Here is a 25,446-nt window from a genome sequence, read left to right on the forward strand (position 1 = left end):
GGCCCCGCGGGCGGGCTCAGGGAAGCCGCAGGCTGTTCCAGGCGGCCTCGCACAGGGCCCGGATCTCCTCCTCGGTGGGCTGGTGGGCGCCGGAGAACCACAGGCGGCACATCTCGGTCGCCGGGCCGAGCCACAGCACGTAACACATCGTCGGGTGCACCGGGCGCAGCACGCCGTCCTTCATGTGCGGGCGCCACCAGTCGGAGACCTGGCGGAAGAACGCCCTGCGCGACTCGGCGACCTCCGAGCCGCCCGGCTCCTCGCGGCGCGGCGGCCGCTCGCTGAGCAGGATGCGCGCCCGCTCCGGGTGCTCGCCGCACCATGCCATGTGCATGGCGACGATCGCCTCGATGCCGCCGCGCGCGGTCTCGTGCCGGCACAGCTCGTCGACGAAGACCCCCTGGTAGAGGTTCTGGATCTCGGAGTACAGCACCCCGAAGACGTGTTCCTTGCTGGCGAAGTGGTGGTAGAAGCTGCCGACGCTGACGCCGCTCTCCTCGCGGAGGCTGGCGAGGGTCGTGGCCGAGACACCGTCCTGGCTGAAGCGGCGCAGCGCGCCGTCGATGATGCGGGTGCGGCCGTCTCGCCCGTTCTTCGCGCTCTTCACAGAGTCAATGGTGACTCAACAGAACCTTGTTCTGCAAACGTCGGGGGCGGGCACCATGTTAGCGGGCGCTCCGGCCGGGTGACGGCGGGCTCGGGAACGCCGGGCGCGCGGGCCGGCGCGATCGCGGCGACGACCTCCACGGTTCCCGACTCGATCCGCGTCCGGGCGTCCGGCCACCAGTGCCTGATGATCTGGAGCGCCCTGCGGTTCTCCCCCATGACGTCCATGCCGACGTTCCGCGCCCCCCGCTCGGCGGCCCGCCTGAGCAGCGTCCGCACCAGGCGGGAGCCGACGCCCATCCCCTGCCACCCGTCGGCGACGACCACCGCGATCTCGGTCGTGTCGTCCCGCAGGAAGCCCATCGCGTGGCCGACCACGCGACTGTCGCCGTCCACGGCCAGCAGGACGTCGCGGCGGTCGTCGACCGCGACGAGGGCGCGCGCCGTCCGCCGGTCGACGCGCGGCATGCCGGTGAAGAAGCGCAGGGTGCGGCTGCGCGGGGACAGCCCGGCGACGAACGCCGTCACCCGCTCCTCGTCGTCCGGCCGGGCGGCCAGGACCGCGACCAGGGCCGGAGGAGCGGGCGCCACCTGAGTTCGATTCACAGACTCAGAGTCGCGTACGACCTCTGAGTCTGTCAACTAGACTTAGCTGTCGTTGGGAAGTGAGGGATATGACGTCCTACGATGCCTCCATGACCGCGCCGAACCACTTCCGCGTGGAGAACTGCTCCATCGAACGCACGCTGGCGATCCTGGGCGAGAAGTGGACCTTTCTCGTCCTGCGCGAGGCGTTCAACGGGGTGCGCAGGTTCGCCGACATGCAGGCCGGCACCGGAGCCCCCCGCCAGGTGCTCAGCGCCCGGCTGGCCAAGCTGGTCGAGGAGGGCCTGCTGCGCAAGGTGCCCTACCGCGAGCCCGGCAGCCGCCGGCGCGACGAGTACCGCCTCACCGAGAAGGGCCTCGACCTCTACCCGATCATGGTGAGCCTGATGCAGTGGGGCGACCGCTACCTCACCGACTCCGACGGCCCGCCGGTGATCCTCAGCCACCGCGACTGCGGCTCGCCCATCGGGGTGCACCTGCGCTGCGCCGACGGCCACGACGTGCCCTCGGCGCGCGCCGTCACCCCCGAGCCGGGGCCCGGCGCCCGCAGGCTGGCCAGCTAGGCCCGCTGCACCGCCCGCAGCACCCGCTTGAACGCGAACACCGACGCCAGCGCGGCGACGGTCATCAGCACCGCCACCGCGGCGGTGCGCACGACCAGGTAGGTCTCGATCGACCGGCTCAGCAGCAGCCACAGGCTGAGCGACCCGTTGGCGAGCTGCACGGTGCCCCACAGCAGCGACAGGTGGACGAAGAGCCTGCGCATGAGGGGGTGCCCGACCAGATGCTCGGGCAGCGGCACGAGGTCGGTCGTCACCCGCTGGATCAGCGGGCGGCGCGAGGCCGCGGTGCCGAGGAAGGCCAGGCTGGCGCAGAACACGCCGAGGGTCGGCTGCAGGAAGTAGATCACCACGTTGCCGGTGACCAGCGCCAGCGCCCCGCGCACGGTGATCGCCAGCATCGCGAGCAGGACGGTGCCGGGAACCGGCTTGCCGCGGGCCATGCGGAGCGCCGCCCCGCCGTACACCCACGCGACGGCGGCGACCAGCCCGACGGTGACCCCGCCGGCGAGCATCCCCGCGTAGAACACCGCGACCGGGATGATCATGCCTTCGAGCACACGGGGGACGGCGTGCCGGACCAGGGCCGAGATCCTCGGCACCGCGGGCAGTTCGGGTGCGGACGGCAACGCGAGAGTGGACGCTGTCATCTTCGAGGAGGCTCCCGAGTGCCTGAGCGACGTGCCGTGGACGGACAACCTCACCGACCGTACGGCATGCCCCCGGCGTTCGCGAGCGAATCGGAGAGATCATGATCCACCGGTGGCCGGCCCTTCACCGTGCCGGGAAAGCGGCCGCGTCCGGCCGTCGCCGGAGGGCTACGTGGCCGGTCAGCGCCGCACGCGGGCGTGGGCGGGTCACGGACCGCCCAGCAGGCTGCCTAGGCTGATGACGTGTACCGGTTCCTGCTCACGCCCCGCTGGCTGGCCTTCCACGCGCTGGTCCTGCTGGTCATCCCCGCCTTCCTCCTGCTGGGGCAGTGGCAGTTCGGGCGGTTCGAGGAGCGCTCGGCCGCGAGCGAGCGCACCACCGCCAACCTGGCCGCCGCGCCCGTGCCGATCACCACGCTCGACCGGCCGGGCGCCGCCGTCCCCGAGTCGGTGAAGTACCGCTCGGTCACCGTCGCCGGACGCTACGACCAGGCCAATGAGCTGCTGGTACGCCGCCGTCCCCACACCGGGCGCCCCGGCTACAACGTGCTCACCCCGCTCGTGACGGCCGACGGCGCGGCGGTGCTCGTCAACCGCGGCTGGGTCGCGATGGGCGCGACCGCCGACACCCCTCCCACGGTGCCTCCCGCTCCCTCGGGTGAGGTGAATGTCACCGGACGGCTACGCCCGGCCGAGACAGAGGAGAGCACCGGCCTCTCCGACCGCGCAGGCCTCCCGGCCCGCCAGGTGCTGCTGATCAACACCCCCTCGATCGCCGCGAGAGTGCCGTACAAGCTGTTCGGCGGCTACGTCGAGCTCACCGAGCAGCGGCCGGAGGTCACCCCGGCCCCCGAGCCGGTGACCGAGCCCGACGTCGGGGGCGGCGGCGGCCTCAACCTCGCCTACGGCGTCCAGTGGTGGCTGTTCATCGGCATCGCCGTCGGCGGGTGGTTCATGCTGATCCGCCGCGAGGCCCGCGACCTCCGCGAGCAGCGCGACGCGCCCGCGGGACCCCCGGAGAACGCCGCCGCGCTCAGCGGCCGCGGAACGGAGACGGACACCGGCCCCGCCGGGCACGGCGGCCCCGGGGCGGGCACGGACGACACGCCTGGTGCGGCGCGGAATCCGGCTTCCGGCGGCACCCCCGATCCGGGCCCGCGCCCGGCGGCCGACCCGGCCTCGCGTTCGGGCACGGACGTCCCCACCCGGCGGTCATGACAGGCTGACGGGGTAATTCGTCATGATTACGGTAAGTCCGATAACCACGCCGAGCACCGCTCCGGGTGCGAACGGATACCAACCGGAGACCTCCCAGCTTGTCTCGTGTTATTCCTGCGGCATACGGTTTCCTCGTGAACACATCGCTGCCCCCTGACCCCGAGCCAAGGCGGCGCGACTACGTCATCATGAGCGTCGACGACCACCTGATCGAGCCCCCCGACCTGTTCGAAGGCCGTCTGCAGGAGAAGTACGCCGATGCGGCCCCCAAGGTCGTCGAGACCGAGTCGGGGCACCAGGTGTGGCGGTACAACGGCACCACCTACTCCTGCGCCGGCATCGACGCCGGCGCCGGTCTCCCGCGCGAGCAGTGGACCCTCGACCCCGTGCGCTTCGACGAGATGCGTCCCGGCTGCCACGACATCGAGGCCCGCATCCAGGACATGGACGCCGCCGGCATCTGGGCCGCGCTCAACTTCCCCGGCATGCTCGCCGTCCAGTCGGGCATGGCCTTCGCCAAGACCCGCGACCAGGACCTCGGGCTGGCCCTGACGCGCGCCTGGAACGACTGGCACGTCGACGTCTGGGCCGGCACCTACCCCGAGCGCATCATCGCCCTGCAGCTGCCCTGGCTGCCCGATCCCGAGGTCGCCGCCAAGGAGATCCGCGCCAACGCGGCGCGCGGCTTCAAGGCCGTGGCGTTCCCGGAGTTCCCCACCCGCCTGCGGCTGCCGTCCCTGCACACCGGCCACTGGGATCCCTTCTTCGCCGCCTGCGAGGAGACCGGCACCGTGGTGTGCCTGCACACCGGCGCCTCGTCGTGGGCCCCGGTGCCCTCGCCGGACACCCCCATCGAGGCCATCACCACCATGATCCCGGCGAGCGCCATGTTCGCCTGCGCCGACTGGCTGTGGTCGGGCGTGCCGCTGCGCTTCCCCAAGCTGCGCATCCTCATCGTCGAGGGCGGCGTCGGCTGGCTCCCCATGCTGTCGGCCCGCGCCGACTACGCGCTCGACCACCCCGTCGCGGGCGAGGCCACCTGGGAGGGCGGCCTCAAGCCCAGCGAGGTCCTGCGCCGCAACTTCTTCTTCGGCACCCTCGACGACTACGCCCTCTCAGGCGTCCGCCTGGCCATAGGCCTGGAACACGTCCTGCTCGAGACCGGCTACCCCCGCTCGGAGTCCACCTGGCCCGACGTCCAGCAGTCCCTGGCCCGCAACCTCGGCAGCCTCCCCCCGGCCGACATAGCCCGAGTCGCCTACGGCAACGCCGCCCGCCTCTTCGGCCACCCCCTCCCCTCCCGAGCCTGGCTCCTCATGGAGCAGCTCTAACCCCCCTGGACGACGCCGGTACGGCGGAAGGCCCGGCGAACCCGGCACCGCCGTGCGGCGACCCGCCGGCGAGCCCGCGCGACCAGGGCAACGCCCCCCTGACGCACCCACGCCCCCACCGACGCACGCCGAACCCCCACCCGCCTCCGTGTCCGCCCCATCCCCGGCGCCGACACGGCGAGACGAGGACCGGCGAACCCGGCGCCGCCGTGCGGCGGCGCGCCGGTGGGTCTGTACGGCCGAGGCGGCCGTCAGAGGATCTCGCCCTGGATCCTTCGGCGCTCCCAGTCGACGTAGCGGCCGCTTTCGCCGAGGACGGAGGCGGTGAGCCACAGCAGGACGCCGAAGTCGTCGGTCACGCCTATCAGGGGGAGGAACTCGGGGATCGCGTCGATGGGCGAGACGATGTAGAGCAGACCCATGCCCATGAGCGCGAGCTTGCCCTTGCCCAGTTCGCGGTAGTCGCCGCGCAGGGTGCCGGCGATCATCTTCGGCACGGCCTTGACGCGGGACATCAGGCTCGGCGACCCCTCACGGGTCACCTCGCGGTAGACCCGCCACGACGCCATCGCACGTCCAGCCTTGACCATGGTGGCCACCCCTCCGTCTGTGCACGCGGTGCGCGCACGGTGGGAACGTCCGACTCTCGCCACTACCCCGCCGTGCTTCCCGTTAACGCCCGGCCCTTCGGGCGGAGTTCCCGCCTGGGATCGGACGGGGTTCCCGCCCTAGGGGGCGCCCGGGGCGAGGTCGCGGACGGCCTGCGGTATCGGGACCTCCCCGCCGGGGATCGGGGCCAGCACGGGCGTCGTGAGCCCGTTGGCGACGTACTCCCGGACACGCGCCCGGCAGGTGGCCGCGTCACCGTGGACGATCAGCTCGTCCACGACCTCGTCGGGTATGGCCTTGAGCGCCGCCCGGCGGTCGCCCGCCGCCCACGCGTCCCACATCGGGCGCAGCACCTCGCCGCGCCCCAGCCACTCGTGGAACGCCGCGTACACCGGCACCGTCAGGTAGGCGGCCAGCATGCGCCTGCCCAGCTCCCGCACCTTCTCGGCGTCCTCGCTGACGCACACGAACAGGCGCGCGATCAGCTCGGTCTCCGGCCCGATCTCGGCCCTGACCTGCCGCACGTCCTGCGGGGACAGCCAGTTGGTGATGGCCCCGTCGGACTCCTCGGCGGCCAGGTGGAGCATGCGGGGACGCAGCGCGGCCAGCACGATCTTGGGCGGCACCTTGGGGGCGCGGTCGAGGCGGAAGCCCTTCACCTCGAACGTCTCATACCGCTCGGTGACCTTCTCGCCCGTCATCGCGCGCTTGAGGAACCGCAGGGTGTCGCGGGTCCTGCCGTACGGCTTGGTGAACTCGCCGGCGTTCCAGCGCTCCACGATGGCCGGGGACGACGCGCCGATGCCGAGCACGAAACGCTCCGGCGCGAGGTCGGCGAGCGTCGCGGCCGACATCGCCAGCAGGCCCGGCCCACGCGTCGACACCGGGACGATCGCGGTGCCGAGCCGCAGCTCGGGCGCCCACTCGGCCGCGAGCGCGAGCGGGACGAACCCGTCGTTGCCGCTCACCTCGGCCGACCAGGCATCGGTGTATCCAAGATCGGAAAGCTCGGCGACCAGCTCCCTGGACTCCGCGAGCGAGCGGTCGTACAGCGGGATCGTCATACCCCAGCGATTCACCGTCCACCTCCTTCCGCCGACCATACCAACCGGACGGTATGTCCGCGAGATCGTGCTCGGATCCGCCTCGGCGGGCCTACGACCTGAGCTCCCGCATCGCCGTGATGAAGTCCTTGGCCACTCCTCGCAGCCCCGGGAGATGCGAGAGCCCCACCAGGCGGTCGATGAGCGGCACCATCACGTCGATCAGCCGGTAGGTGCGCTCGCACCCCGGCGAGGTGTCGTGCACCCAGTACAGCACCACGCCCATCGAGGACAGCCAGAGCAGCTCGGGAAGCTCGGCGCGAAGGTCGGGGTCGATGCGGTCGGCCGAGCCCTCGACCACCTGCCGGTAGATCGCGATGGCCGCCTCGCGGGCGGGCGCCGTCTCCCCGCTGAAAGGGCTGAGCGGATTGCCCGGCTCCGAGGCGTGTTTGTAGAACTTCACCGCGAACGCGTGGTACGGCTCGGACACCCGCACCCAGGCCCGCAGCACCCCGTCGAGCCGCCCGGCGAACCGCCGCTCGGACGCCAGGACGGCCCGGCAGGCGACCTCGTGCTCCGCGTGCGCACGGTCGTAGTACGCCTGGACGAGCTGCTCTTTCGACGCAAAGTAGTAGTAAGCAGTGCCCACGGACACGTCGGCCTCCGCCGCGATGGCACGCATGGTCGTCGCCTCGTACCCCCGCTCCCGAAAGAGGCGAAGGGCCGTCTCGACGATGACCTCCCTGGTCCTTTCTCCCCCACGCCCTCTCGGCGTCGCGTCGACCACGGGGCAACTGTACGACCGGAAGCCAAGCAAGGTCACAGACGCACAGCATGACCACCATTTTCCTGCCAAAACACGCAGAGTAGTGGAGTCACCACTTTCTACGGGTGGCATAGATCTTCTGTCGGAGGGGCGCCCGAAACAGAGGATCCATATGGTTTCGCATCCCTGCACTCGGGGGCCCGCGCGGCTTGGTGCCGGCGCGTTGCTCGCCATGCAGATCACGGTGACGGCATTCGGCCCAGCGGTACCGGCCTCGGCGGCCACCCCACAGTCGCCCGGGGCCGCCGTGTCGCGGGCCGTCGCCCGTCATGCCCACCACCAGGCCGGAACGCTCGGCGGCGTCCACAGCGCACGCGCGCACGCGCTGAGGTACTCGCTCCCCGCCCTGGAGTCGGGGCAGGCCGCGAGGAGCTGGCACGCCGCCGGCCCCGGGGAGGGCGCCCCGACGGGCGCGGTGGCCCGCCCGGGGCACGTGGTCCCGGCGCGAAGGACGGCCCCGCGGGCGTCGCGGAAGGGACGGCTTCTCAAGGGGGCGGCTCCCACGCGCCGGACCCACGCGCGGGCCGCCCGCGCGAGGTGGGGCACCCTTCCGGCGTCCCTGAGCGGGAAGGCGCGGCGGCCGTCCCTCACCGCCACGCATGCCCGCAGGACGCCCGACACGGCGAAGGCGGCCCGTGCCCTCCGGCGGGCGACCCCGCGAGTGGCGCACGCGCCCAGGATCACGGCGGCGCCGGTGAGTGGGGCCACCGCCGCGCAGGCGCCCGAGATCGCGGCGGCACCCGTGGTGGCGGCCGCCCAGGCCGCCGCGGCCCCGCAGACGGCGGCGGCGCAGGCAGCCGCCCCCGAGGCTGCGGCTCAGGCGCCCGAGGCGGTCGCCGTACCGAAGAAGGCCGTGCCCGAGGCACCGAAGACCGCCACCACACCGAAGAAGGCCGTGGCGCGGGCACCCAGGGCGGCCGTCGCACCGAAGAAGGCCGTGCCCAAGGCGTTGAAGAAGGCCACCGCACCGAACAAGACGGCGGCACAGGCACCCGAGGCGGCCGTCGCACCGAAGAAGGCGGCGGCACCCAGGGCGGCCGTCGCACCGGAGAAGGCCGTACTCAAGGCGCCGAAGGCCGTCACCGCACCGAAGAAGGCCCCGGCACAGGCACCCGAGGCGGTCATCGCGCCGAAGGCGGTCACCGCACCCGAGAAGGCTGCGGCCAAGGCCGTCGTCGTGCCCGAGACGGCCGTGGCCCGGACGCCGAAGACCGCGGCGCGGGCGAGGGCCGGCGCGGCGCGGGCCTTCAAGAGGGCCACGGCGGCCGGCGTCGCGCTCGCGGGGTCGGCGCCCGCGATCGGCAAGGCGAAGGCGCCCGCCGCCGTCGCGGTCAAGGCGCCCGGCGTGGCCCAGCCGGCCAGCGCCGCGATGTGGCGGCAGCACCGCCGGTTCCGCGACTTCCGGGTGAGTCACACGCAGGCGCACCAGCGGCTCCGGCAGGCCGGGCTGCGGTGGCGCTCATCGGGTAAGTGCGCCAGCCGCCACAGGTCCACCTGCACGTCGCTCGACACCGTGCGGCTCGGCACGCTGTGGGGGCTGGTGAACCTCAAGCGCCGCAGCGGTTGCGACATCGTGGTCACCGGCGGCACCGAGATCGGCCACGCCCCCGGCCCGCACAGCCACGGCAACGGCTACAAGATCGACGTCGTGCACAACCGGTGCATCGACCGGTTCATCAGGAGCAAGCACCGCGGCCAGATGCGCGGGGACGGCGCCCGGCTGTTCTACGAGAACCGCCCCCAGGGCGGGGAGACGGTCTACGCGAACGAGCCCAGCCACTGGGACATCACCTTCAGATGAGCCCGCGGCGCGGCGGGCGGGGGCATGACGCCACCGCCCGCCGCGCCCGGTGCCGGGGCCGCCTGCGAGCCCGGCGGGCCGCTACGCCGTGAACTCGGCGGCGAGCAGCTCGGCGATCTCGGCGGTGTTGAGGGCCGCGCCCTTGCGCAGGTTGTCGCCGCACACGAACATGTCGAGCGTGTTGGGGAAGTCCAGCGCCTGGCGGATGCGGCCGACATAGGTGGGGTCGGTGCCGACGACGTCGGCCGGGGTCGGGAACACGCCGTTCGCCGGGTCGTCCAGCACGACCACCGTGGGCGCCGCCTCCAGCACCGCGCGGGCGTCCGCCACCGTCACCGGGCCGTCGAAGGTGGCGTGCACCGCCAGCGAGTGCGTGGTGACGACGGGCACCCGCACGCAGGTCGCCGAGACCTTGAGGTCGGGGATGCCGAGGATCTTGCGCGACTCGTTGCGCACCTTGAGCTCCTCGGAGAACCAGCCGTCCTCCTTGAGCGAGCCCGCGGCCGGCACCACGTTGAGGGCGAGCGGCGCGGGGAACGGCGAGGCCAGCAGGTCGGGAACGGCCTTGCGGACGTCGCCCGCGACGGTGCCGAGCGTGCGGTTGCCCGCGACCGCCTCGATCTCGTCGTACAGCCGCTCGGGCCCCGCGACGCCCATGCCGGAGACGGCCTGGTAGGACGCGACCACCAGCTCGCGCAGGCCGTACGCCCGGTGCAGGGCGCCGAGGGCGGCCATCATCGACAGCGTCGTGCAGTTGGGGTTGGCGATGATGCCTCTGGGCCGCTCGCGCACCTTCTCGGGGTTGCACTCGGGCACCACGAGCGGCACGTCGGGGTCCATGCGGAAGGCGCCGGAGTTGTCGACCGCGACCGCGCCGCGCGAGGCGGCGATCGGGGCCCATTCGGCGGACACCTCGTCGGGGACGTCGAACATGGCGACGTCGACCCCGTCGAAGGCCTCCGGTGACAGCGCGACGACCTCGACCTCGCGGCCGCGGACCACGAGCCGCTTGCCCGCCGAGCGCGCCGAGGCGATGAGGCGGATCTCGCCCCAGACGTCGGGACGACCGGAGAGGATCTCCAGCATCACCGTGCCCACGGCGCCGGTGGCGCCGACGACGGCCAGGGTGGGCTTGGCGGTGTTCTGGTCGCTCATCGGCCGCTTCCTCCGTAGACGACGGCCTCGACCTGGTCGCTGTCGAGGTCGAAGGCGTGGTGCGCGGCGCTGACCGCCGCGTCCACCTCGTTCTGCCCGACGATGACCGAGATGCGGATCTCGGACGTCGAGATCATCTCGATGTTCACGCCGGCGTCCGCCAGCGCGCCGAAGAAGGTGGCCGTGACGCCGGGGTGCGAGCGCATGCCCGCGCCGATCAGGGACACCTTGCCGATCTGGTCGTCGAAGAGCAGCTTCTCGAACCCGATCTCGTCCTGGATGCGCTTCAGGGCCGTGACCGCGACGGTGGCGTCGGCCGAGGGCAGCGTGAAGGAGATGTCGGTGCGCCCCGTGGCGGCGGCCGAGACGTTCTGCACGATCATGTCTATGTTGATCTCCGCGCCGGCCAGGGTCCTGAAGATGGCCGCGGCCTCTCCGACCTTGTCGGGCACGCCGACCACTGTGATCTTGGCCTCGCTCCGGTCGTGCGCGACGCCGGAGATGATCGGCTGCTCCATCTCAATTCCTTCGGTGTTGGGATCGGAGACGACCCAGGTGCCTTCCCTGCTGCTGAACGAGCTGCGGACGTGGATCGGCAGGCCGAACCTCCGGGCGTACTCGACGCAGCGCAGGTGCAGGATCTTGGCGCCGCAGGCGGCCATCTCCATCGCCTCGTCGTAGGAGATGCGCGGGATCTGACGGGCGGTGGACACGATGCGCGGGTCGGCGGTGAAGATGCCGTCGACGTCGGTGTAGATCTCGCAGACGTCGGCCCGCAGGGCGGCCGCGAGCGCCACCGCGGTGGTGTCGGAGCCGCCGCGGCCGAGCGTCGTCACGTCCTTGGTGTCCTGGGAGACGCCCTGGAAGCCGGCGACGATGCCGATCTGCCCCGCTTTCAGAGCCTCCTGGATGCGGCCGGGCGTCACGTCGATGATGCGCGCCTTGCCGTGGGTGGAGTCGGTGATCACGCCCGCCTGGGAGCCGGTGAACGACCGCGCCTCGTGGCCCAGGTTGGCGATCGCCATCGCGAGCAGCGCCATCGAGATGCGCTCACCGGCCGTCAGCAGCATGTCGAGCTCGCGACCGGGCGGCAACGGCGTCACCTGCTGGGCCAGGTCGAGCAGTTCGTCGGTGGTGTCGCCCATCGCCGAGACGATGACCACGACGTCGTTTCCGGCTTTCTTCGTGGCGACGATCCGCTGGGCGACCCGCTTGATGCAAGACGCGTCGGCCACCGACGATCCGCCATATTTTTGGACAACGAGCGCCACGGGCTGTCTCCCCAAGGTTCAGTCTGCGGAGCTCACAGTCTACTGGGGGCCTCGTGACACCCTGCTGAGTTGGCCAGTATGTGGACAATCAGGCGATCGTGGTCTCTTCCACCACATCAAGGCGTGCGTGCGCGACGAGCGCCTGCAGGGCCCGCAGCGCGGCGCCGGCGTGGTTGCCCCAGGTGTTGAAGTAGGAGAACTGCCACCACCACAGCGCCTCCAGCGGGCGCCCGTTGCGGTAGTGCCCGAGGCCGTGGATCAGGTCGGCCGCGACGGCCGTGAGGTCGTCCGACAGCCGGTACGGCGTCACGCCGGTGTCCTTGTAGGGGTCGAACACCTCGGCGTAGTCGTCGACGTCGCCGAGGCGCGTGGCCAGGGCCGTGCGCACCCCGTCGAGGTCGGGGTCGGGACTGATCGCGGGCTCGAAGTTGCCCTGCAGGATCACGTCCTCGGCCGCGCCGAGCTGCGCGCCCGCCAGGCTCACCTGGGAGACCTCGACGAGCAGCAGGGGAAGCAGGATGGCGTCACCGCCCTCGCCGCCCGCGAGCCTGGTCAGGCCGTCGAGGTAGTTCTGCGCGTGCACGGCGACGCGGTCCGCGAGAGCGGCCCATCCGTCAGACATCCAGCAGCCTCCGTCCTTCGAAAGCGCGGCCCAGAGTGACCTCGTCGGCGTACTCGAGGTCGCCGCCGACCGGCAGACCGCTGGCCAATCGTGTCACTTTCAGCCCCATGCTTTTGACGAGCCTGGCGAGGTACGTGGCGGTCGCCTCGCCCTCCAGGTTGGGGTCGGTCGCGAGGATGAGCTCGGTGACCCGGCCGTCCGCCAGCCGCACCATCAGCTCCCGGATGCGCAGGTCGTCGGGGCCGATGCCCTCGATCGGGCTGATCGCCCCGCCCAGCACGTGGTAGCGGCCGCGGAACTCGCGGGTCCTCTCGATGGCGACGACGTCCTTGGACTCCTCCACCACGCAGATGACCTGGGGGTCTCGCCGGGTGTCGCGGCAGATGCGGCATTCCTCCTCGGCCGCGACGTTCCCGCAGACGCGGCAGAACCGGACCTTCTCCTTGACCTCCAGCAGCGTGTGCGCGAGCCGCCTGACGTCGGCGGGGTCCGCGGAGAGCAGGTGGAAGGCGATGCGCTGCGCGCTCTTGGGACCGACGCCGGGCAGCAGCCCCAGCTCGTCGATCAGGTTCTGGACGACCCCCTCGTACATGTGGCTAGAGCCCCGGAAGCTGGAATCCGCCTCCGCCGAGGCCCTGCGCCAGCGGGCCGAGCTTCTCCTGCTGGAGGTCGGCCGCCGCACGGACGGCGTCCCGCACGGCCGCCAGCACCAGGTCGGCGATCGTGTCGGCCGTGTCCTGCGGGTCGCCGGCGTCGACGGCCTTGGGGCTGATCTTGAGCTCCAGCAGCTCCCCGCTGCCGTTGACGGTGGCGACCACGAGACCGCCACCGGCGGTGCCCTCGACCTGCGCCTCGGTCAGCTCCTGCTGTGCCGTCGCGAGCTGCTGCTGCATGAGCTGCGCCTGCTCCAGCAACTGCTGAAGATTGACATCACCTGGATTCACGATCGTGCGCTCCTCATGACTTCGCGTGTGGCACGAGCCTACGGGGTTTGCCATGCATGTTGCACTGGCGCCCATCGGTGTTCCTCCCGGCGATGACAAAAGTCATTTCGGGGGAGCTTCTTCGCATCGCTCCGCATCGCGGCCGGACGGCTACGAGTGGTCGATCTCCTCGATGATCTTGCCGCCGAGTTCGCGCTCCACCAGGGCCATGCCGCTCAGGGCATCGGAGTCGGCGTCGGCGTCGTTGACGGGGTCGACCTCGTCGGCCTCGGACGCCGACCGCGAGGGACGTCCGGGAACGGTGTCGGGCCAGGCGGGGGAGCCCGCCTGGCGCGGACCGGCCTGCGCCGCCGCCTGGGCCGCCGAACGCGCCGCGTTCAGGCCCCGGACGGGGCCGGGGCCCTCGTCGTCCTGCGGGGCTTCCGGCCAGGGCTCGTCCGCCGGCGGGGGCGCCTCCTGCGCCGCGCGGGGCGCGGCCTGCTGCCGGCCCTGCGGCGCGCCCTGCGCCGGGGCCGCCGGCCGCCGCGCCGGGGGCGGGGCGTCGGGCGCCGGGGCGCCGGGACGCGCGGTCGCCGGCCTGGCGGCGGGGCCGTTGCGGCCTGCCTGAGGCTGGCCCGCCTGGGGCTGGGCGGACGGGGCGGTGGGGCCGCCGGAGTTGCCGACCACGGCCTCCACGCGCCAGGTGCCGCCCATGACCTCGCCGATCACGGCCGCGACCAGGCTGTCCTTGCCGCCGTTGACGAAGTTGCGCATGGCGCCGACCTGGCTGAAGCCGAGCGTGACGATGTCGCCCTCGACCCCGATGAGCTGTGAGTTGGTCTTGACGTTCGCCCAGACGGCGGGGGAGCGCTGTCTGAGCATGTCGACGATCTGCGGCCACGCCTGCTGGAACGCGCCGCCCACCTGCGCGGGGGCCTGCGCGGCCGCCGGAGCGTTCTCCGCCTGGCGCGGCGCCTGCGCCCCACCGGCCCGGGCGGGGGCCGGCCAGTCGTCCGCCGGACGTCGCGCGGCCTTGGACGCCTCACCCGGCTGCGTGTCCCGCGCCGGCGGCCCGGACGGCGCGGCGGGCGCGGGCGGCACGGACGGCGCGGACGCCGGTCGCGGCGCGGCGGCCTCCGCGGCGGGGGCGGCGGGAGCGGGATAGACGGCGGCGGGCTGGGGCGCGACGGACGGCGGCGGCCCCGGCACCACGGCGCCCGCCGTGGCGGCGGCCCCGCCGCGCTCCAGGCGCTCCAGGCGTGCGACCAGCGCGGCCTCGCCCTGGTCGGCCGCCGGGAGCAGCACCCTGGCGCACATCAGCTCCAGCAGCAGCCGGGGCGAGGTGGCGCCGCGCATCTCGGTCAGCCCGGCGTTGAACACCTCCGCCGCCCTGGTGAGCTCGGCGGGCCCCATCGAGGCGGCCTGCGCGGCGAGCCGCTCCAGCTCGTCGGCGGGACGGTCGAGCAGGCCGCTCGTCACGGCGTCGGGCACGTTGGCGAGCACGACCAGGTCGCGGAAGCGCTCCAGCACGTCCATGGCGAAGCGGCGCGGATCGTGCCCGCCCTCGACCACACGGTTCACGGCCTGGAAGACCTGCGCGCCGTCGCGCCGCGCGAACGCCGTGATGATCTCGTCGAGCAGGCCGCCGTCGGTGTACCCCAGCAGCGACACCGCGCGGGCGTAGGTGATGCCGGACTCGCCGGCCCCCGACAGCAACTGGTCGAGGACCGACAGCGAGTCGCGGGCGGACCCCGCCCCCGCCCGCACGACGAGCGGCAGCGCGGTGGCCTCGTACGGCACCGCCTCCGACTCCAGGATGTCCACCAGGAGCTGGCGCAGCGTGGCGGGCGGCATCAGCCGGAAGGGATAGTGGTGGGTGCGGGACTTGATCGTCCCGATGACCTTCTCGGGCTCGGTGGTCGCGAAGACGAACTTCAGGTGCGGCGGGGGCTCCTCGACGAGCTTGAGCAGCGCGTTGAACCCCTCCCGCGTCACCATGTGCGCCTCGTCGATGATGTAGATCTTGAAGCGCGCCGACACCGGGGCGAAGAAGGCCCGCTCGCGCAGGTCGCGGGCGTCGTCCACACCACCGTGCGAGGCGGCGTCGATCTCGATGACGTCGAGGTGCCCCGGCCCGGTGGGCGCGAGCGCCACACACGACTCGCAGACGCCGCAGGGATCGGGCGTCGGGCCCTTCTCGCAGTTCAGGGAACGGGCCAGGATGCGCGCGCTGGAGGTCTTGCCGCACCCGCGCGGCCCGCTGAACAGGTAGGCGTGGTTGACCCGCCCGTTGCTGAGCGCCTGGCGCAGCGGCTCGGTGACGTGATCCTGACCCTTGACCTCGGCGAACGTCTCAGGCCGGTACTTGCGGTAGAGGGCGAGACTCATGCCGTCTCCTCGCCTAGGGGGCCGGAGTGCGATACGCCGAAGGGCCGGCGCGACCATGCGCCCGTTCGAGTGACGACCCGCCCCGGACCCCAGCGAAAGAGACCCCTCGCACACCCGACAGAGCCCGCTTATCCTTGCTGCCTTCCGGCCCTGGGGAGGTTCACAGGATGACGCCATGCGAGGGGTCCTGGGACAGTCTAGCCGCGCCCGGCAGTACTCGGGGCCGCATGCCGCACCCGACACCGAGACCGTTTCGTGGTCACTCGCGTGGTCCGCACGCCCACCGAAGTCAGGTAAGCTTCTCGGCGGAGGATTCGCCTAGTTGGCCTAGGGCGCACGCTTGGAAAGCGTGTTGGGGGCAACCCCTCAGGAGTTCGAATCTCCTATCCTCCGCGCCTGGTTGAGGCACAAGTCACGAGGGGCCCGGTCGATACAACCGGGCCCCTCGTGCTGTCCGGGGTCTCGCTACGGGTCTCAGTCGGTGCCCGACCTGTCGCACCCGCCCCCGCCGGATCAGGTTCGCCCCCGCCCTGCCGTCGCTCTGCGTAGCCGGGTCTGCGCGCGGCGGCCGAGCGGCGGAACTCGCGTGGGAAATCTTCCGGCATGGTGTCGAATCCGGGGCCGGTCGTTCGTACAACAGGCGAGAGGCGGTCGCGGGAGGCCGCCGGAACAAGGGAGTCATGGCATGACCCAGTACTTGATCTCGTTCAACGACGGCGCGATGGACCACATCCCCGGCGAGGACTGGGCCGACGTGGGCAAGGCTTCGCACGCGGTGGTCCGGGAGGCCGTCGAAGCCGGCGTGTGGGTGTTCGGCGGCGGGCTGGAGAGGCAGCGGGCGAGCATCGTGGCCACGGACGGGACGGTCACCGACGGCCCCTACCCGGAGACCAAGGAGGTCATCGGGGGGTTCTGTGTCGTCGAGGTGGCCTCACGCGAGGAGGCGCTGGAGTGGGCCGCCAAGACCGCCGTCGCCTGCCGCTGCGCGCAGGAGGTCCGGGAGCTCCTGCCCGACCCCGAGACGGACGAGCTGCTCCGCCAGATCGGCAGGCGATGACGACATCCCGGCGACGTCTGATCGGGGAGCACCCACCACGTTGAGGCCGGCGGGGTCCGAGGGCGCCCCGCCGTCTTCGTCCGCCGCTCCACGGTGAGGTCACCCCCGCCCTCTCACGGGCCGGGCGGGGGCGGGACGCGGTGCGGGATGTGGCCCGGGTGGGACGGCGCCGGGGCGGGCGGCGCACAGGGGGGACGCAGGCCGATGGCCATGCCCGCGCCGGCGGCCATGGCGAGGATCATCGCGGCGGCCAGGGGCCCCCGGGAGACGATCATCAGCTTGATCCAGGCCCGCAGCGGCATCACCGGGAGGCTTCGGACGAAGTAGGCGGGGGGCGGCAGGTCGGGACGCATCAGCGAGATCACCCCCGTCTCACGAGTATCGCTCGATCAGCAGCGACAGTACCCAGACCCGGGCGGCCCGCCATGATCACGCGCCCGAGACCGGCCGATCACGACCTTCCCTTTACCCGCGTTTTGCCGGTAGCCGACCTTCGCCAGTTTTCTGACCTGCGGGGACGGTGCGACGTGCATGATCGTTTACTTCCGGGGCAGCGGAGGGGTCACGAGTTCTCACCGCCGAGACGAAGGAAATCGGTCCCATGGACTTCAGGGATAACGTCGGCCTGGACAGCTCACAGGTCGAGAACCGTGGCAGCGGCGGAAGACGGGGCGGCGGGCTGGCGATCGGCGGCGGCGCCGCCGGCATCATCGCGCTCATCGCCGCCTTGATCTTCGGCATCAACCCGGGCGACATCACCGGCGGCGGCGGCGGGGACACCACCGCGGTGCAGCCGTCGTCCGACCTCAGCCAGGAGTGCAAGACGGGGGCGGACGCCGACCAGTCCGAGAACTGCCGGGTGGTCGGCGTGGTGAACAGCATCCAGGCCTACTGGACCGACTCCTTCGGCCAGGGTGAGCAGGGCCAGTACAGCCCGGCCAAGACCGTCCTGTTCTCCCAGGCGGTGAGCACCGACTGCGGCGAGGCGACCTCCCAGGTGGGGCCCTTCTACTGCCCGGCCGACCGGCAGGTCTACCTCGACCTGACCTTCTTCGACGACCTCCAGAGCAAGTTCGGCGCCAAGGGCGGCCCGTTCGCGCAGGCGTACGTCATCGCCCACGAGTACGGCCACCACGTGCAGAACCTGCTCGGCACCATGGACCGCGTCCGCGGCCAGAGCCAGGGCGCCGAGAGCGACTCCGTCCGGCTGGAGCTTCAGGCCGACTGTTACGCGGGCATCTGGTCCAAGAACGCCGTGGAGACCGGCTTCTACGAGCGGGCCTTCACCGAAGCGGAGATCCAGGAGGCGCTCGACGCCGCGGCCGCCGTCGGCGACGACCGCATCCAGGAGAAGTCGCAGGGCCGCGTCGACCAGGACGCCTTCACCCACGGCTCGTCCGCCCAGCGCATGAAGTGGTTCAACACCGGCTACAAGTCCGGCGAGCCCCGCCAGTGCGACACCTTCACCGGATCGGTGTGACCAGGCCGCCCGTCGCGCGCCCGCCACGGCAGCGGCGAAGCTCGAAAACTCTCCTAAACTACATAGCGTGATCTTTAAGTCAGTCGGCGAAGGACGGCCGTACCCAGAGCACGGGCTGTCGCACCGCGAATGGGCCCGCATACCGCCCCGGCAGGTCAGGCTCGAGACGCTGATCACCACCAAGGCGGTCCTCGACCTGCACTCCCTCCTGTCGAAGGACTCGACCTTCTACGGAGACCTGTTCCCGCACGTCGTCCAGTGGCAGGGTGAGCTCTACCTGGAGGACGGGCTGCACCGGGCGCTGCGCGCGGCCCTGCACCAGCGGTCGGTCCTGCACGCCCGCGTCCTGGAGGTCGACGCCGCGCCGCCGTCCGAGTGACCCCGGCCCGGCCCACGGGTGCGAAGGAGCCAGGTAAAAGAGTGTCCGTCCGCCTGATCCGCCGGGGCCGCGCTTCCTAAGCTGCGACAGTCGCAGGGGGCGACACGGCTCATGCCGCGGGAACGCAACGTCAGGCGGGCACCGATGCGAGATGTCACACAGATCGTGGCGCAGGTACGTGAGGAACTCGCCGCGGAGCTTCGCGAGCGCGTACGGATCCGCCTTGGCGAGCAGTCCCCCGAGTGGCTGGTCGACCAGTTGATGGCGCTGGTGCTGCGCGCCGACGAGGCCCCGTACACCATCCCCCGGCAGGTGCCCCGGGGCCCGGCCGGCGAGGGCCTGTACCTCCCGCCGCCCCGCGACGCCGAGGGCGGCCACGACCACGCGGCGAGGAACGGCGGGGACTCCGGCCGCGAGCCCGGTCCCGGCGGTTCCTCCGGGGAGGCCGCGACCGGCTGGGCCGAGGACGACCGGGCGGCGCGGGCGGCCCGGGTGCGCCGCCTGGGCCTCGACCGCGACTCCCTGCCGGGCTACGTCGAGCGCTACCGGTCGCTGGGCCGCGAGGTGCTCGAAGCCGAGGGCTACCTGGTCGATCCGCCGGGCAAGGGCGGTCCGCTCATCGCCCCCCGCCATCGCACGCCCCGCGGCGAGTCCTTGCTGGCGGAGGCCAAGGACGTCCTGCACGCCTTGCTGTTCGGCGGCGAAGAGCACGGCGTCCGGCTCGACCGCGCCGAGCGCGAGCTGCTGACCCTCACGGTGCCGCGGGGCAAGGCGCACGCGGTGGCCTCGTTCCTGCGCGCCGCCACCGCGTTCGCGGCCGAGGGCGCCTGGCGCGACCCACGCCGGGCGGGGGGCGACGACCCCTCGCCGAACGTCGTGCTCCAGGTCGAGTACGGCGAGGCCCGCGACGAGCTGGTGGGCAAGGCCGTCATGGCCGCCCTGCGCCTGATCAACGACCTGGAGATCAACGAGCGGGTGCTCTACGGGCGCATGGAGGACATCGAGGAGAGCACGCTCGACCCCTGACCGGCCGCGTCCCGCACGGGAGTCGCCCCGCGAGGAGGTCCTCCCGGGGCGACCGAAGCGGGCATGACCGCGCTAGCGGCGGCTGTGCTTCCTGTGCTTCGAACTCCCGTGCTTCTTGTTCTTCTTGTGCTTCGAGCTGCCGTGTTTCTTGTTCTTCTTGTGCTTCGAGCTACCGTGTTTCTTGTTCTTCTTGTGCTTCTTTTCGCCGCGCTTGGTCTTGCACCGCTTTCCCCTGCACTGGTTCTGCAGGTCCGCGCCCGGGCTCGTGGGCGCCGCGGACACCGAGGCGGGGGCGGAGGCCGCCGCGCCGGCCGGCGTCGTGAGCGCACCGGGGATGACAAGGGCGGAAGCCACCAGAACACCGGTGGCGAGAGCGTGTCTGAGCATGAGATCACTCCGAATCGAGTGGCCGACGCCTGGGGTGTTGCCCTGGCGGGTCGAGCGCCGCGGAGGCCGGGTTTACTCGGGACACCGCAAAACGGCGCGAAACTACAAAGTTCACCCTAACCGGGCGGAATGCAGCGAGCAGCCGTGAAGAGGCAAAGCCTTGGTTGCGGCATTCGGAGGGTCTTGGAGGTTTATAGGCTGATTCACAGCGCATTGTCGTGAATCAGGAGAATGGCCATTCAGCCGGGTTCCCCGGCCGCCGCGAACGACCCGCCACCCCGCTCGGCCCACGCGTCGATCCGCTGGTCCTCAGGTTTATTCGGTTGACGAGGCGGTCCCGGGTGGGAACCCTGAGCGGGTGTTGATAAGACGTGAGTCGCCGGCGGACATTTCGTCGATCCATGAGGTCCACACCGCCGCCTTCGGCAAGCCCGGCACGCCCGGCGACCCCCCTGCCGAGGCGGGCCTGGTGGACGCCCTGCGTGCCTGCGACGCCTGGCTGCCGGCACTGTCGCTGGTCGCCACGACGCCCGACGGCGCGGTCGCCGGTCACGTCGTCTGCACCCGGGCAACGGCCGGGTCCACCCCCGTGCTCGGTCTCGGCCCGCTAGGCGTCCTGCCCGCCCACCAGGGGCGCGGCGTCGGCCACGCTCTCATGCACGCCGTCCTCGGAGCCGCCGACGCGTTGGACGAGCCCCTCGTCATCCTCCTCGGCCACCGCGACTACTACCCGCGCTTCGGGTTCCGCCCCGCCGAGGACTACGGCATCACCCCCCCGGTACCAGAGTGGGGCCCGTCCTTCATGGCACGCCCCCTGACGTCCTACACCCCCACGATCCGCGGCGCCTTCGCCTACGCCGCCCCGTTCGACGACCTCTGACGCCGTGAACGCCGGACCGCCCTCGTGCGATCCGGCGTTCACGCTTCGGGTCAGGGGCAGGAGCCGTACTTCTGCGCGCGGACGAAGGCCGTGCCGTAGTTCTCGACCTTGACGTAGACCGGGGTGGACATGCCCGACCGGTTGAAGTTCACCGTCCAGTCCTTCCCCGGAACCGTGAACCGGACCTTGTAGCAGTAGCCCGCGTCGACGCGGAACGCGTCCCAGTCCTCGCCGTCGTTGGTCCGGTAACCGGGGTTGATCCATTCGGTGACGCCGAGGCTGACACATCCTGTGCTGGCGGTCCCCGTGGTACCGCTTGAGCAGGTCCAGTTGCGGATCGCAAGCACGCCGAGGGTGCTCTGGTTCCGGGTCTGGGAACAGTAGATCCCGGCGGTGCAGCTCGGCCCCGCGTGGGAGGCCGGAGCGGGCAGCACCACCGCGATGGCCGCGGCGGACGCGCCCAGCGCGGCCAGCCTGCCCACCGTGGACATGATCGTCTTAATCACTCGTATCCTCCAGTTGCCCTCCGCCGGCCTTCCTGGCCGGCGTTCAGGCAGGCCCAACGCTGGCGAAGCCCCCGCCCACCGGCAACGATTCCGCGCCAGCTGGGACGCTGGGACGCCTTCCCCCCCGGCAACAGCCCCGTTCCCCGCCCCCTGGGACGGGGGTGGGACGCCTCCCGGAACGCTCGGGCGCTAGCGCCATCGCCGGTGTCGCGATCGGAGAGGACGGACGATGCGGCGGAGCCAGGCCCGCCCCCGCTCGGCCGGGGCGAGCTCCAGGCCCCGGCAGCGGAGAGCGCGCCGCCATGATCTTGACATGCCAAGGGCCTCCGACCTTTTTCGCGGGTCGGAGGCCCTTGGCAGTGGCGGTGGAGGTGGGATTTGAACCCACGGATAGGTTGCCCCATCACACGCTTTCGAGGCGTGCGCCCTCGGCCACTAGGCGACTCCACCGCCGAGCAGCCTACCGGATGCGCGCCCTCGTTCGCGCACGGCTTGTGCCTGATATGCGGAGAAATGGGTAATCACCGGCGGCGGTCGGCGAAGAAGTCTCTCAGTACGGCGGCGCAGTCGGCCGCCAGGACGCCCATGACCACCTCGGGGCGGTGGTTGAGCCGGCGGTCGCGCAGTACGTCCCAGAGGGAGCCGGCCGCGCCTGCCTTCTCGTCTACCGCGCCGTAGACGACGCGGTCGACGCGGGCGAGGACTGCGGCGCCCGCGCACATCGTGCAGGGCTCCAGGGTGACCACCAGCGTGCAGCCGGCCAGGCGCCAGCCGCCGCGGGCGCGGGCCGCCGTGCGCAGTGCCAGCACCTCGGCGTGCGCGGTGGGGTCGGCGGCGCCCTCGCGGTCGTTGCCGGCCTCGGCCAGGACGTCGCCCTCGGGGCCGACGACGACCGCGCCGACCGGGACCTCCCCGCGTTCGCCCGCCCGCGCGGCCTGCGCCAGGGCCAGCCGCATCGGGCCCTCGTACGGCGAGGCGCCGGAGGTCATCACCGGCCTGCGAGGGGCGGGGTGCCCGCGGAGGACGGGGTGCGGGCGGGCATGGCTTCAGCGCAGACGGTCGAGTTCGTCGGCGAAGGAGAGCTTCTCGCCGATCACCGAGAGCGTGTCTGCCGGCAGGACGCCTTCCTCCATGCTGAGCTCCAGCAGTTCCTCAGGGCTCACGCCGAGGTCGCCGAGCAGCTCGAAGTCGCCGGCCGGGCGCACCCCGAGCTCTGCCTCCTTCTCGGGGACCACCACCGCGGCCAGCTCGTTGAACAGCTCGCCGAGCGGGTCGCCGGCCGCCGCGTGCGCGTCGGACAGGAACGCCCGCGGCTCGACGGCGTCCTCGTAGCGGACGATCGCGAACCACTCGTCCTCGACCTCCACGCAGAGCAGGACCAGTTCGTCCCCCCCGAGGCCGAGGGCCTCCTGCACGGCGTCGCCGAGGTCGTCGGCGATCTCGGCTTCGGTGAGGTCGACCTCCGCGCCCCGCCACCCGTCGGGTGTGCGGACGAAGCCCGCGGCGAACAGGGCGCTGCGTGATGGTCTGGAGGGCATGATCGGGCTCCCGATGTCAGCCTAGGGCTGCGTCGACGGCACGTTCAAACGGCTGGGAGAAGCCCAGCCGGGCGGCGATGCTGGAAAGCACCTCGTCGGGAAGGAGTTCGAGGTCGCCCGAGAGGGCGCCGAGCTCCATCTCGTCGAGACCCAGGTCGGAGAAGATCGACAGGTCTCCCGCGGGGAGCACCATGTCGAGCTCCTCCTCCTCGGGCACGGGGACTTCAAGGAGTTCGAGGACCTGCTGGGCCAGCGGCCAGTCCCACGCCGCGGTGATGTCGGAGAGGAAGAGGTCGACACGGTCGCCGAACACCCGTAATGCCACGAAGAAGTCATCCCCAACGGCGACCAGGCCAATCGTGGCACTCATGCTGGGCTGTTGGCGCAGAGCGTGGATGAGGCCGTGCAGGTCGGCGGTCAGGCCGACCGGCAGCATCTCGGCTTCCCACTGGTCATCCTCGCGGTAGACCACGATGGCGAAGTCGAGAGCGTCAACGTCTGTCATCTTCACTCCACCGACGCGGTTTTCACAGGTGGCAATGCTCCCAGAATCCCTAGGTCCTCGTACGCCGCTCGGGCAAATTGTGATCAAAAACGGGTGTGCCCGCCCAGCTTAGAGCCTGGTGGTCGTTACCACCCCGCTCGTACCGTTTACCAGGTCAGACGAGATACCGTTGACCTTCATGAAGACCCTCGTCGTCGATCATCCGCTGGTCGCCCACAAGCTCACCGCGCTGAGGGACGAGCGCACGGACTCCCCGACGTTCCGCCGCCTCGCGGACGAGCTCGTGACCCTGCTGGCCTACGAGGCGACCAGGGATGTGCGGGTCGTCGAGGCGACGGTCTCGACGCCGGTGGCCCAGGCGCACGGGGTGCGGCTGGCGCGGCCGGCCCCGCTGGTGGTGCCGATCCTGCGCGCGGGGCTCGGCATGCTCGACGGCATGACCCGCCTGCTGCCCACGGCCGAGGTCGGCTTCCTGGGCATGATCCGCGACGAGGGCACGCTGACGGCGCAGACGTACGCCACCCGGCTGCCCGAAGACCTCTCGGGCCGCCAGTGCTACGTCCTGGACCCCATGCTGGCGACCGGCGGCACGCTGGCGGCGGCCGTCGAACTGCTCTTCCGGCGCGGCGCCGAGGACGTCACCGCCATCTGCCTGCTCGCGGCGCCCGAGGGCCTGGCCCACATGGAGACCGTGTTCGCGGACTTCACCAACCCCGTGAGGGTGGTCACCGCCGCCCTCGACGAGCGCCTGAACGAGCACGGCTACATCGTGCCGGGGCTCGGTGACGCCGGGGATCGCCTGTACGGCGTGGTCTGATCCTTTTCCTTCGTTCTCCCTGGTGATGACATTCACTTCGTTACAGAGCGTGCTTCCTTGGGTACTCTGAGTGAGGAAGATGTCATCTGTGTCCCGGGTCCGACAGACCGGGGACGCATACCTGGGAGAGCAATGAATCAGCCGGACACTGACACCTACACACAGGTCGAGACCGCGCTGAGGGTCGAGTTCGCCGGGGTCCACCCCGCCGCCACGGTGACGCGGTGCATCGAGGCCGCTCACCACGGGGCGATGGAGGTCACCGGTTTCGCGTACCCGAGTCTGGTGGAGCGCATCGCGCGAAAGCACCTGCAGGTGCTGGCCGCGGTCGCGACCGAGCAAGGGTGACGCGACGGACATCCGGACCCCATAAGTCTGACTGTGGGGTCTCGATGCGCTTTACCCGGCCACCCGGCTGGGTAATGTATACGGTGGGTGCAGTGGGTGAGTGGTAATCGGAGGCGGCAGTGCAGGTCAAGAAGGTTCTAACGTACGCGGCCATCGCTTTTGTGGCTTTCTACCTGTTCACCAGACCGGCTGACGCGGCCAGCGCGGTCCAGGGAGCGATGAACACCGTGGTCAACGCGGCGGATTCGCTGGCGGTATTCTTCACGAGACTCACATGAGGCTTGTGACCCACGGGGACTCCGCTCCGTCGTCGGTCAACCGCTACCTTCTCCCCCACGAACACCAGGTCATCATGGTGCGGCGCCACCCGGCCGTGCTGTTACGGCCGGTCGCCGAGGTTTTCGGCGGCCTGATCCTGGCCGGATTGCTGAGCAGGTGGCTCGGTGCGAACCAGGGCTCCCAAGCCCTGGTCATCGTCTGGTGGGCCTGGCTGCTGCTATTGATCCGTTTCGTGTGGAAAGTGGCGGAGTGGTCGGTCGACTACTTCGTGGTGACCTCCAAGCGCATGATCCTGACGACAGGGCTGATCACCCGCCGGGTCGACATGATGCCCCTCGGCAAGGTCACCGACATGAGCTTCCAGCGTTCCCTGCTCGGCCGTGTTCTCGGCTACGGCGAGTTCGTGCTGGAGTCGGCCGGCCAAGACCAGGCCCTGTCGACGGTCCCCTACATTCCTTATCCCGAGACCCTGTACCTCGAGGTCTGCCAGATGCTCTTTCCGGGATCTGACGACGACGATTAGTCACATTCGTCCAGAATCCCGAGGGGTGAGACACAGTTTCCCTTCGGGATTCTTGACGTGGGTATACCCGATTCGGCTGCTTCGTGCCATCATGGCGAGACCATTGACCACT

31 protein-coding genes, 2 tRNA genes and 1 other RNA gene are annotated in these 25,446 nt (G+C 71.3%); 14 read left to right on the forward strand and 20 right to left on the reverse strand.

Annotated elements, in window-relative coordinates; genetic code table 11:
- Window positions 1–16: 16 nt before the first annotated feature.
- Together PYR91_RS08630 and PYR91_RS08635 are read right to left on the reverse strand one after the other, a co-directional pair.
- Window positions 17–607 (reverse strand): TetR/AcrR family transcriptional regulator, encoded by a 591-nt coding sequence (locus PYR91_RS08630; protein WP_279778765.1) that lies wholly within the window; start codon window positions 605–607, stop codon window positions 17–19.
- Window positions 604–1,212, reverse strand: a complete 609-nt coding sequence (locus PYR91_RS08635; RefSeq protein WP_279778767.1) for a GNAT family N-acetyltransferase — start codon at window positions 1,210–1,212, stop codon at window positions 604–606. The genes PYR91_RS08630 and PYR91_RS08635 overlap by 4 nt, the downstream gene beginning before the upstream one ends.
- Before the next feature lie 89 nt (window positions 1,213–1,301).
- Here PYR91_RS08635 and PYR91_RS08640 point away from each other — a divergent pair, with 89 nt between their 5' ends.
- Window positions 1,302–1,775: a helix-turn-helix domain-containing protein gene (locus tag PYR91_RS08640; protein WP_279778768.1), complete on the forward strand. Its 474-nt coding sequence runs from the start codon at window positions 1,302–1,304 to the stop codon at window positions 1,773–1,775.
- Here the strand turns inward: PYR91_RS08640 and PYR91_RS08645 are convergent.
- On the reverse strand, window positions 1,772–2,422 hold the full coding sequence (locus tag PYR91_RS08645; protein ID WP_279778769.1) for a VC0807 family protein: 651 nt from the start codon (window positions 2,420–2,422) through the stop codon (window positions 1,772–1,774). The two genes, PYR91_RS08640 and PYR91_RS08645, sit on opposite strands and share 4 nt — an antisense overlap.
- Window positions 2,423–2,665: 243 nt before the next feature.
- Between PYR91_RS08645 and PYR91_RS08650 the strand changes: the two genes are divergently transcribed.
- Both PYR91_RS08650 and PYR91_RS08655 read left to right on the forward strand, forming a co-directional pair.
- Complete coding sequence (locus tag PYR91_RS08650; protein ID WP_279778771.1) at window positions 2,666–3,640, forward strand: SURF1 family protein; 975 nt, start codon at window positions 2,666–2,668, stop codon at window positions 3,638–3,640.
- 134 nt (window positions 3,641–3,774) lie between these two features.
- Window positions 3,775–4,971 (forward strand): amidohydrolase family protein, encoded by a 1,197-nt coding sequence (locus PYR91_RS08655; protein WP_279778773.1) that lies wholly within the window; start codon window positions 3,775–3,777, stop codon window positions 4,969–4,971.
- A 251-nt stretch (window positions 4,972–5,222) separates the two neighbouring features.
- On the opposite strand, the gene PYR91_RS08660 is transcribed toward PYR91_RS08655, so the two are convergent.
- The 3 genes from PYR91_RS08660 to PYR91_RS08670 form a co-directional block, all read right to left on the reverse strand.
- On the reverse strand, window positions 5,223–5,561 hold the full coding sequence (locus tag PYR91_RS08660) for a YkvA family protein (RefSeq protein ID WP_279778774.1): 339 nt from the start codon (window positions 5,559–5,561) through the stop codon (window positions 5,223–5,225).
- 138 nt (window positions 5,562–5,699) lie between these two features.
- Window positions 5,700–6,644, reverse strand: coding sequence for an LLM class F420-dependent oxidoreductase (locus PYR91_RS08665; protein ID WP_279779235.1), 945 nt, complete (start codon window positions 6,642–6,644; stop codon window positions 5,700–5,702).
- A 91-nt stretch (window positions 6,645–6,735) separates the two neighbouring features.
- Complete coding sequence (locus PYR91_RS08670; protein ID WP_347942962.1) at window positions 6,736–7,446, reverse strand: TetR family transcriptional regulator; 711 nt, start codon at window positions 7,444–7,446, stop codon at window positions 6,736–6,738.
- 697 nt (window positions 7,447–8,143) lie between these two features.
- On the opposite strand from PYR91_RS08670, the gene PYR91_RS08675 reads away from it, so the two are divergent.
- Entirely contained in the window at window positions 8,144–9,250 is a 1,107-nt protein-coding gene (locus tag PYR91_RS08675; RefSeq protein ID WP_279778776.1) for a hypothetical protein, read from the forward strand.
- 81 nt (window positions 9,251–9,331) lie between these two features.
- Here the strand turns inward: PYR91_RS08675 and PYR91_RS08680 are convergent, their stop codons facing one another.
- The 7 genes from PYR91_RS08680 to ffs form a co-directional block, all read right to left on the reverse strand.
- The gene (locus PYR91_RS08680; RefSeq protein ID WP_279778777.1) at window positions 9,332–10,405 is read right to left on the reverse strand and encodes an aspartate-semialdehyde dehydrogenase; all 1,074 of its coding nucleotides are present in this window, start codon (window positions 10,403–10,405) and stop codon (window positions 9,332–9,334) included.
- The gene (locus PYR91_RS08685; protein ID WP_279778778.1) at window positions 10,402–11,676 is read right to left on the reverse strand and encodes an aspartate kinase; all 1,275 of its coding nucleotides are present in this window, start codon (window positions 11,674–11,676) and stop codon (window positions 10,402–10,404) included. The genes PYR91_RS08680 and PYR91_RS08685 overlap by 4 nt, the downstream gene beginning before the upstream one ends.
- Window positions 11,677–11,764: 88 nt before the next feature.
- A complete protein-coding gene (locus PYR91_RS08690; protein WP_279778779.1) occupies window positions 11,765–12,298 on the reverse strand; it encodes a DUF5063 domain-containing protein in 534 nt (177 codons plus the stop codon).
- Entirely contained in the window at window positions 12,291–12,890 is a 600-nt protein-coding gene (recR, locus tag PYR91_RS08695) for a recombination mediator RecR (protein WP_279778781.1), read from the reverse strand. Before recR ends, PYR91_RS08690 begins: the two co-directional genes overlap by 8 nt.
- Window positions 12,891–12,894: 4 nt before the next feature.
- Entirely contained in the window at window positions 12,895–13,242 is a 348-nt protein-coding gene (locus PYR91_RS08700) for a YbaB/EbfC family nucleoid-associated protein (protein ID WP_279778782.1), read from the reverse strand.
- Between the two features lie 150 nt (window positions 13,243–13,392).
- Window positions 13,393–15,609, reverse strand: coding sequence for a DNA polymerase III subunit gamma and tau (locus tag PYR91_RS08705; protein ID WP_279778783.1), 2,217 nt, complete (start codon window positions 15,607–15,609; stop codon window positions 13,393–13,395).
- A 94-nt stretch (window positions 15,610–15,703) separates the two neighbouring features.
- An RNA gene (ffs, locus tag PYR91_RS08710) (signal recognition particle sRNA small type) lies at window positions 15,704–15,799 on the reverse strand.
- Window positions 15,800–15,916: 117 nt separating this feature from the next.
- Here ffs and PYR91_RS08715 point away from each other — a divergent pair.
- Window positions 15,917–16,002: transfer RNA gene (locus PYR91_RS08715), tRNA-Ser, on the forward strand.
- Between the two features lie 292 nt (window positions 16,003–16,294).
- Entirely contained in the window at window positions 16,295–16,666 is a 372-nt protein-coding gene (locus tag PYR91_RS08720) for a YciI family protein (RefSeq protein ID WP_279778784.1), read from the forward strand.
- A 113-nt stretch (window positions 16,667–16,779) separates the two neighbouring features.
- Here PYR91_RS08720 and PYR91_RS08725 read toward each other — a convergent pair whose 3' ends face one another.
- A complete protein-coding gene (locus PYR91_RS08725) occupies window positions 16,780–17,031 on the reverse strand; it encodes a hypothetical protein (RefSeq protein ID WP_279778786.1) in 252 nt (83 codons plus the stop codon).
- A 236-nt stretch (window positions 17,032–17,267) separates the two neighbouring features.
- Between PYR91_RS08725 and PYR91_RS08730 the strand changes: the two genes are divergently transcribed.
- From PYR91_RS08730 to PYR91_RS08740, 3 genes are all read left to right on the forward strand, one after another.
- Window positions 17,268–18,146: a neutral zinc metallopeptidase gene (locus tag PYR91_RS08730; RefSeq protein ID WP_279778788.1), complete on the forward strand. Its 879-nt coding sequence runs from the start codon at window positions 17,268–17,270 to the stop codon at window positions 18,144–18,146.
- Between the two features lie 67 nt (window positions 18,147–18,213).
- Window positions 18,214–18,525 (forward strand): type II toxin-antitoxin system VapB family antitoxin, encoded by a 312-nt coding sequence (locus tag PYR91_RS08735; RefSeq protein ID WP_279778790.1) that lies wholly within the window; start codon window positions 18,214–18,216, stop codon window positions 18,523–18,525.
- A gap of 144 nt (window positions 18,526–18,669) precedes the next feature.
- Window positions 18,670–19,551, forward strand: coding sequence for a hypothetical protein (locus PYR91_RS08740; RefSeq protein WP_279778791.1), 882 nt, complete (start codon window positions 18,670–18,672; stop codon window positions 19,549–19,551).
- A 72-nt stretch (window positions 19,552–19,623) separates the two neighbouring features.
- On the opposite strand, the gene PYR91_RS08745 is transcribed toward PYR91_RS08740, so the two are convergent.
- Window positions 19,624–19,938 carry a hypothetical protein gene (locus tag PYR91_RS08745; RefSeq protein ID WP_279778793.1) on the reverse strand — a complete coding sequence of 105 codons (315 nt, stop codon included), beginning with the start codon at window positions 19,936–19,938 and terminating at the stop codon, window positions 19,624–19,626.
- Window positions 19,939–20,296: 358 nt separating this feature from the next.
- Here PYR91_RS08745 and PYR91_RS08750 point away from each other — a divergent pair, with 358 nt between their 5' ends.
- Complete coding sequence (locus PYR91_RS08750; protein WP_279778795.1) at window positions 20,297–20,818, forward strand: N-acetyltransferase; 522 nt, start codon at window positions 20,297–20,299, stop codon at window positions 20,816–20,818.
- Window positions 20,819–20,868: 50 nt separating this feature from the next.
- Here the strand turns inward: PYR91_RS08750 and PYR91_RS08755 are convergent, their stop codons facing one another.
- From PYR91_RS08755 to PYR91_RS08775, 5 genes are all read right to left on the reverse strand, one after another.
- Entirely contained in the window at window positions 20,869–21,324 is a 456-nt protein-coding gene (locus PYR91_RS08755) for a hypothetical protein (protein ID WP_279778797.1), read from the reverse strand.
- A gap of 360 nt (window positions 21,325–21,684) precedes the next feature.
- Window positions 21,685–21,774: transfer RNA gene (locus tag PYR91_RS08760), tRNA-Ser, on the reverse strand.
- 71 nt (window positions 21,775–21,845) lie between these two features.
- Window positions 21,846–22,313, reverse strand: a complete 468-nt coding sequence (gene tadA / locus PYR91_RS08765) for a tRNA adenosine(34) deaminase TadA (protein ID WP_279778799.1) — start codon at window positions 22,311–22,313, stop codon at window positions 21,846–21,848.
- A 57-nt stretch (window positions 22,314–22,370) separates the two neighbouring features.
- Entirely contained in the window at window positions 22,371–22,862 is a 492-nt protein-coding gene (locus PYR91_RS08770; protein WP_279778801.1) for a tRNA adenosine deaminase-associated protein, read from the reverse strand.
- Between the two features lie 16 nt (window positions 22,863–22,878).
- Entirely contained in the window at window positions 22,879–23,367 is a 489-nt protein-coding gene (locus PYR91_RS08775) for a tRNA adenosine deaminase-associated protein (protein ID WP_279778803.1), read from the reverse strand.
- A 178-nt stretch (window positions 23,368–23,545) separates the two neighbouring features.
- On the opposite strand from PYR91_RS08775, the gene upp reads away from it, so the two are divergent.
- The 4 genes from upp to PYR91_RS08795 all read left to right on the forward strand — a co-directional run bounded on the left by upp (window position 23,546) and on the right by PYR91_RS08795 (window position 25,334).
- Window positions 23,546–24,184, forward strand: a complete 639-nt coding sequence (gene upp, locus PYR91_RS08780; RefSeq protein WP_279778805.1) for a uracil phosphoribosyltransferase — start codon at window positions 23,546–23,548, stop codon at window positions 24,182–24,184.
- A gap of 132 nt (window positions 24,185–24,316) precedes the next feature.
- Window positions 24,317–24,532 (forward strand): hypothetical protein, encoded by a 216-nt coding sequence (locus PYR91_RS08785; RefSeq protein WP_279778807.1) that lies wholly within the window; start codon window positions 24,317–24,319, stop codon window positions 24,530–24,532.
- Window positions 24,533–24,651: 119 nt separating this feature from the next.
- Window positions 24,652–24,810 carry a hypothetical protein gene (locus tag PYR91_RS08790; RefSeq protein ID WP_279778809.1) on the forward strand — a complete coding sequence of 53 codons (159 nt, stop codon included), beginning with the start codon at window positions 24,652–24,654 and terminating at the stop codon, window positions 24,808–24,810.
- Window positions 24,807–25,334, forward strand: a complete 528-nt coding sequence (locus PYR91_RS08795; protein ID WP_279778810.1) for a PH domain-containing protein — start codon at window positions 24,807–24,809, stop codon at window positions 25,332–25,334. The genes PYR91_RS08790 and PYR91_RS08795 overlap by 4 nt, the downstream gene beginning before the upstream one ends.
- Window positions 25,335–25,446 lie beyond the last annotated feature (112 nt).

Source organism: Sphaerisporangium sp. TRM90804 (genome assembly GCF_029846175.1).
Taxonomy (GTDB): Bacteria; Actinomycetota; Actinomycetes; order Streptosporangiales; family Streptosporangiaceae; genus Sphaerisporangium.

Excerpts from the sequence above, each read along its gene's own strand:
- PYR91_RS08640 (WP_279778768.1), top strand. The coding sequence starts at position 1,302 with ATGACCGCGCCGAACCACTTCCGCGTGGAGAACTGCTCCATCGAACGC.
- PYR91_RS08645 (WP_279778769.1), bottom strand. The coding sequence starts at position 2,422 with ATGACAGCGTCCACTCTCGCGTTGCCGTCCGCACCCGAACTGCCCGCG.
- PYR91_RS08660 (WP_279778774.1), bottom strand. The coding sequence starts at position 5,561 with ATGGTCAAGGCTGGACGTGCGATGGCGTCGTGGCGGGTCTACCGCGAG.
- PYR91_RS08665 (WP_279779235.1), bottom strand. The coding sequence starts at position 6,644 with ATGACGATCCCGCTGTACGACCGCTCGCTCGCGGAGTCCAGGGAGCTG.
- PYR91_RS08680 (WP_279778777.1), bottom strand. The coding sequence starts at position 10,405 with ATGAGCGACCAGAACACCGCCAAGCCCACCCTGGCCGTCGTCGGCGCC.
- PYR91_RS08690 (WP_279778779.1), bottom strand. The coding sequence starts at position 12,298 with ATGTCTGACGGATGGGCCGCTCTCGCGGACCGCGTCGCCGTGCACGCG.
- recR (WP_279778781.1), bottom strand. The coding sequence starts at position 12,890 with ATGTACGAGGGGGTCGTCCAGAACCTGATCGACGAGCTGGGGCTGCTG.
- PYR91_RS08705 (WP_279778783.1), bottom strand. The coding sequence starts at position 15,609 with ATGAGTCTCGCCCTCTACCGCAAGTACCGGCCTGAGACGTTCGCCGAG.
- PYR91_RS08720 (WP_279778784.1), top strand. The coding sequence starts at position 16,295 with ATGACCCAGTACTTGATCTCGTTCAACGACGGCGCGATGGACCACATC.
- PYR91_RS08730 (WP_279778788.1), top strand. The coding sequence starts at position 17,268 with ATGGACTTCAGGGATAACGTCGGCCTGGACAGCTCACAGGTCGAGAAC.
- PYR91_RS08740 (WP_279778791.1), top strand. The coding sequence starts at position 18,670 with ATGCGAGATGTCACACAGATCGTGGCGCAGGTACGTGAGGAACTCGCC.
- PYR91_RS08745 (WP_279778793.1), bottom strand. The coding sequence starts at position 19,938 with ATGCTCAGACACGCTCTCGCCACCGGTGTTCTGGTGGCTTCCGCCCTT.
- tadA (WP_279778799.1), bottom strand. The coding sequence starts at position 22,313 with ATGACCTCCGGCGCCTCGCCGTACGAGGGCCCGATGCGGCTGGCCCTG.
- PYR91_RS08770 (WP_279778801.1), bottom strand. The coding sequence starts at position 22,862 with ATGCCCTCCAGACCATCACGCAGCGCCCTGTTCGCCGCGGGCTTCGTC.
- PYR91_RS08775 (WP_279778803.1), bottom strand. The coding sequence starts at position 23,367 with ATGACAGACGTTGACGCTCTCGACTTCGCCATCGTGGTCTACCGCGAG.
- upp (WP_279778805.1), top strand. The coding sequence starts at position 23,546 with ATGAAGACCCTCGTCGTCGATCATCCGCTGGTCGCCCACAAGCTCACC.
- PYR91_RS08785 (WP_279778807.1), top strand. The coding sequence starts at position 24,317 with ATGAATCAGCCGGACACTGACACCTACACACAGGTCGAGACCGCGCTG.
- PYR91_RS08795 (WP_279778810.1), top strand. The coding sequence starts at position 24,807 with ATGAGGCTTGTGACCCACGGGGACTCCGCTCCGTCGTCGGTCAACCGC.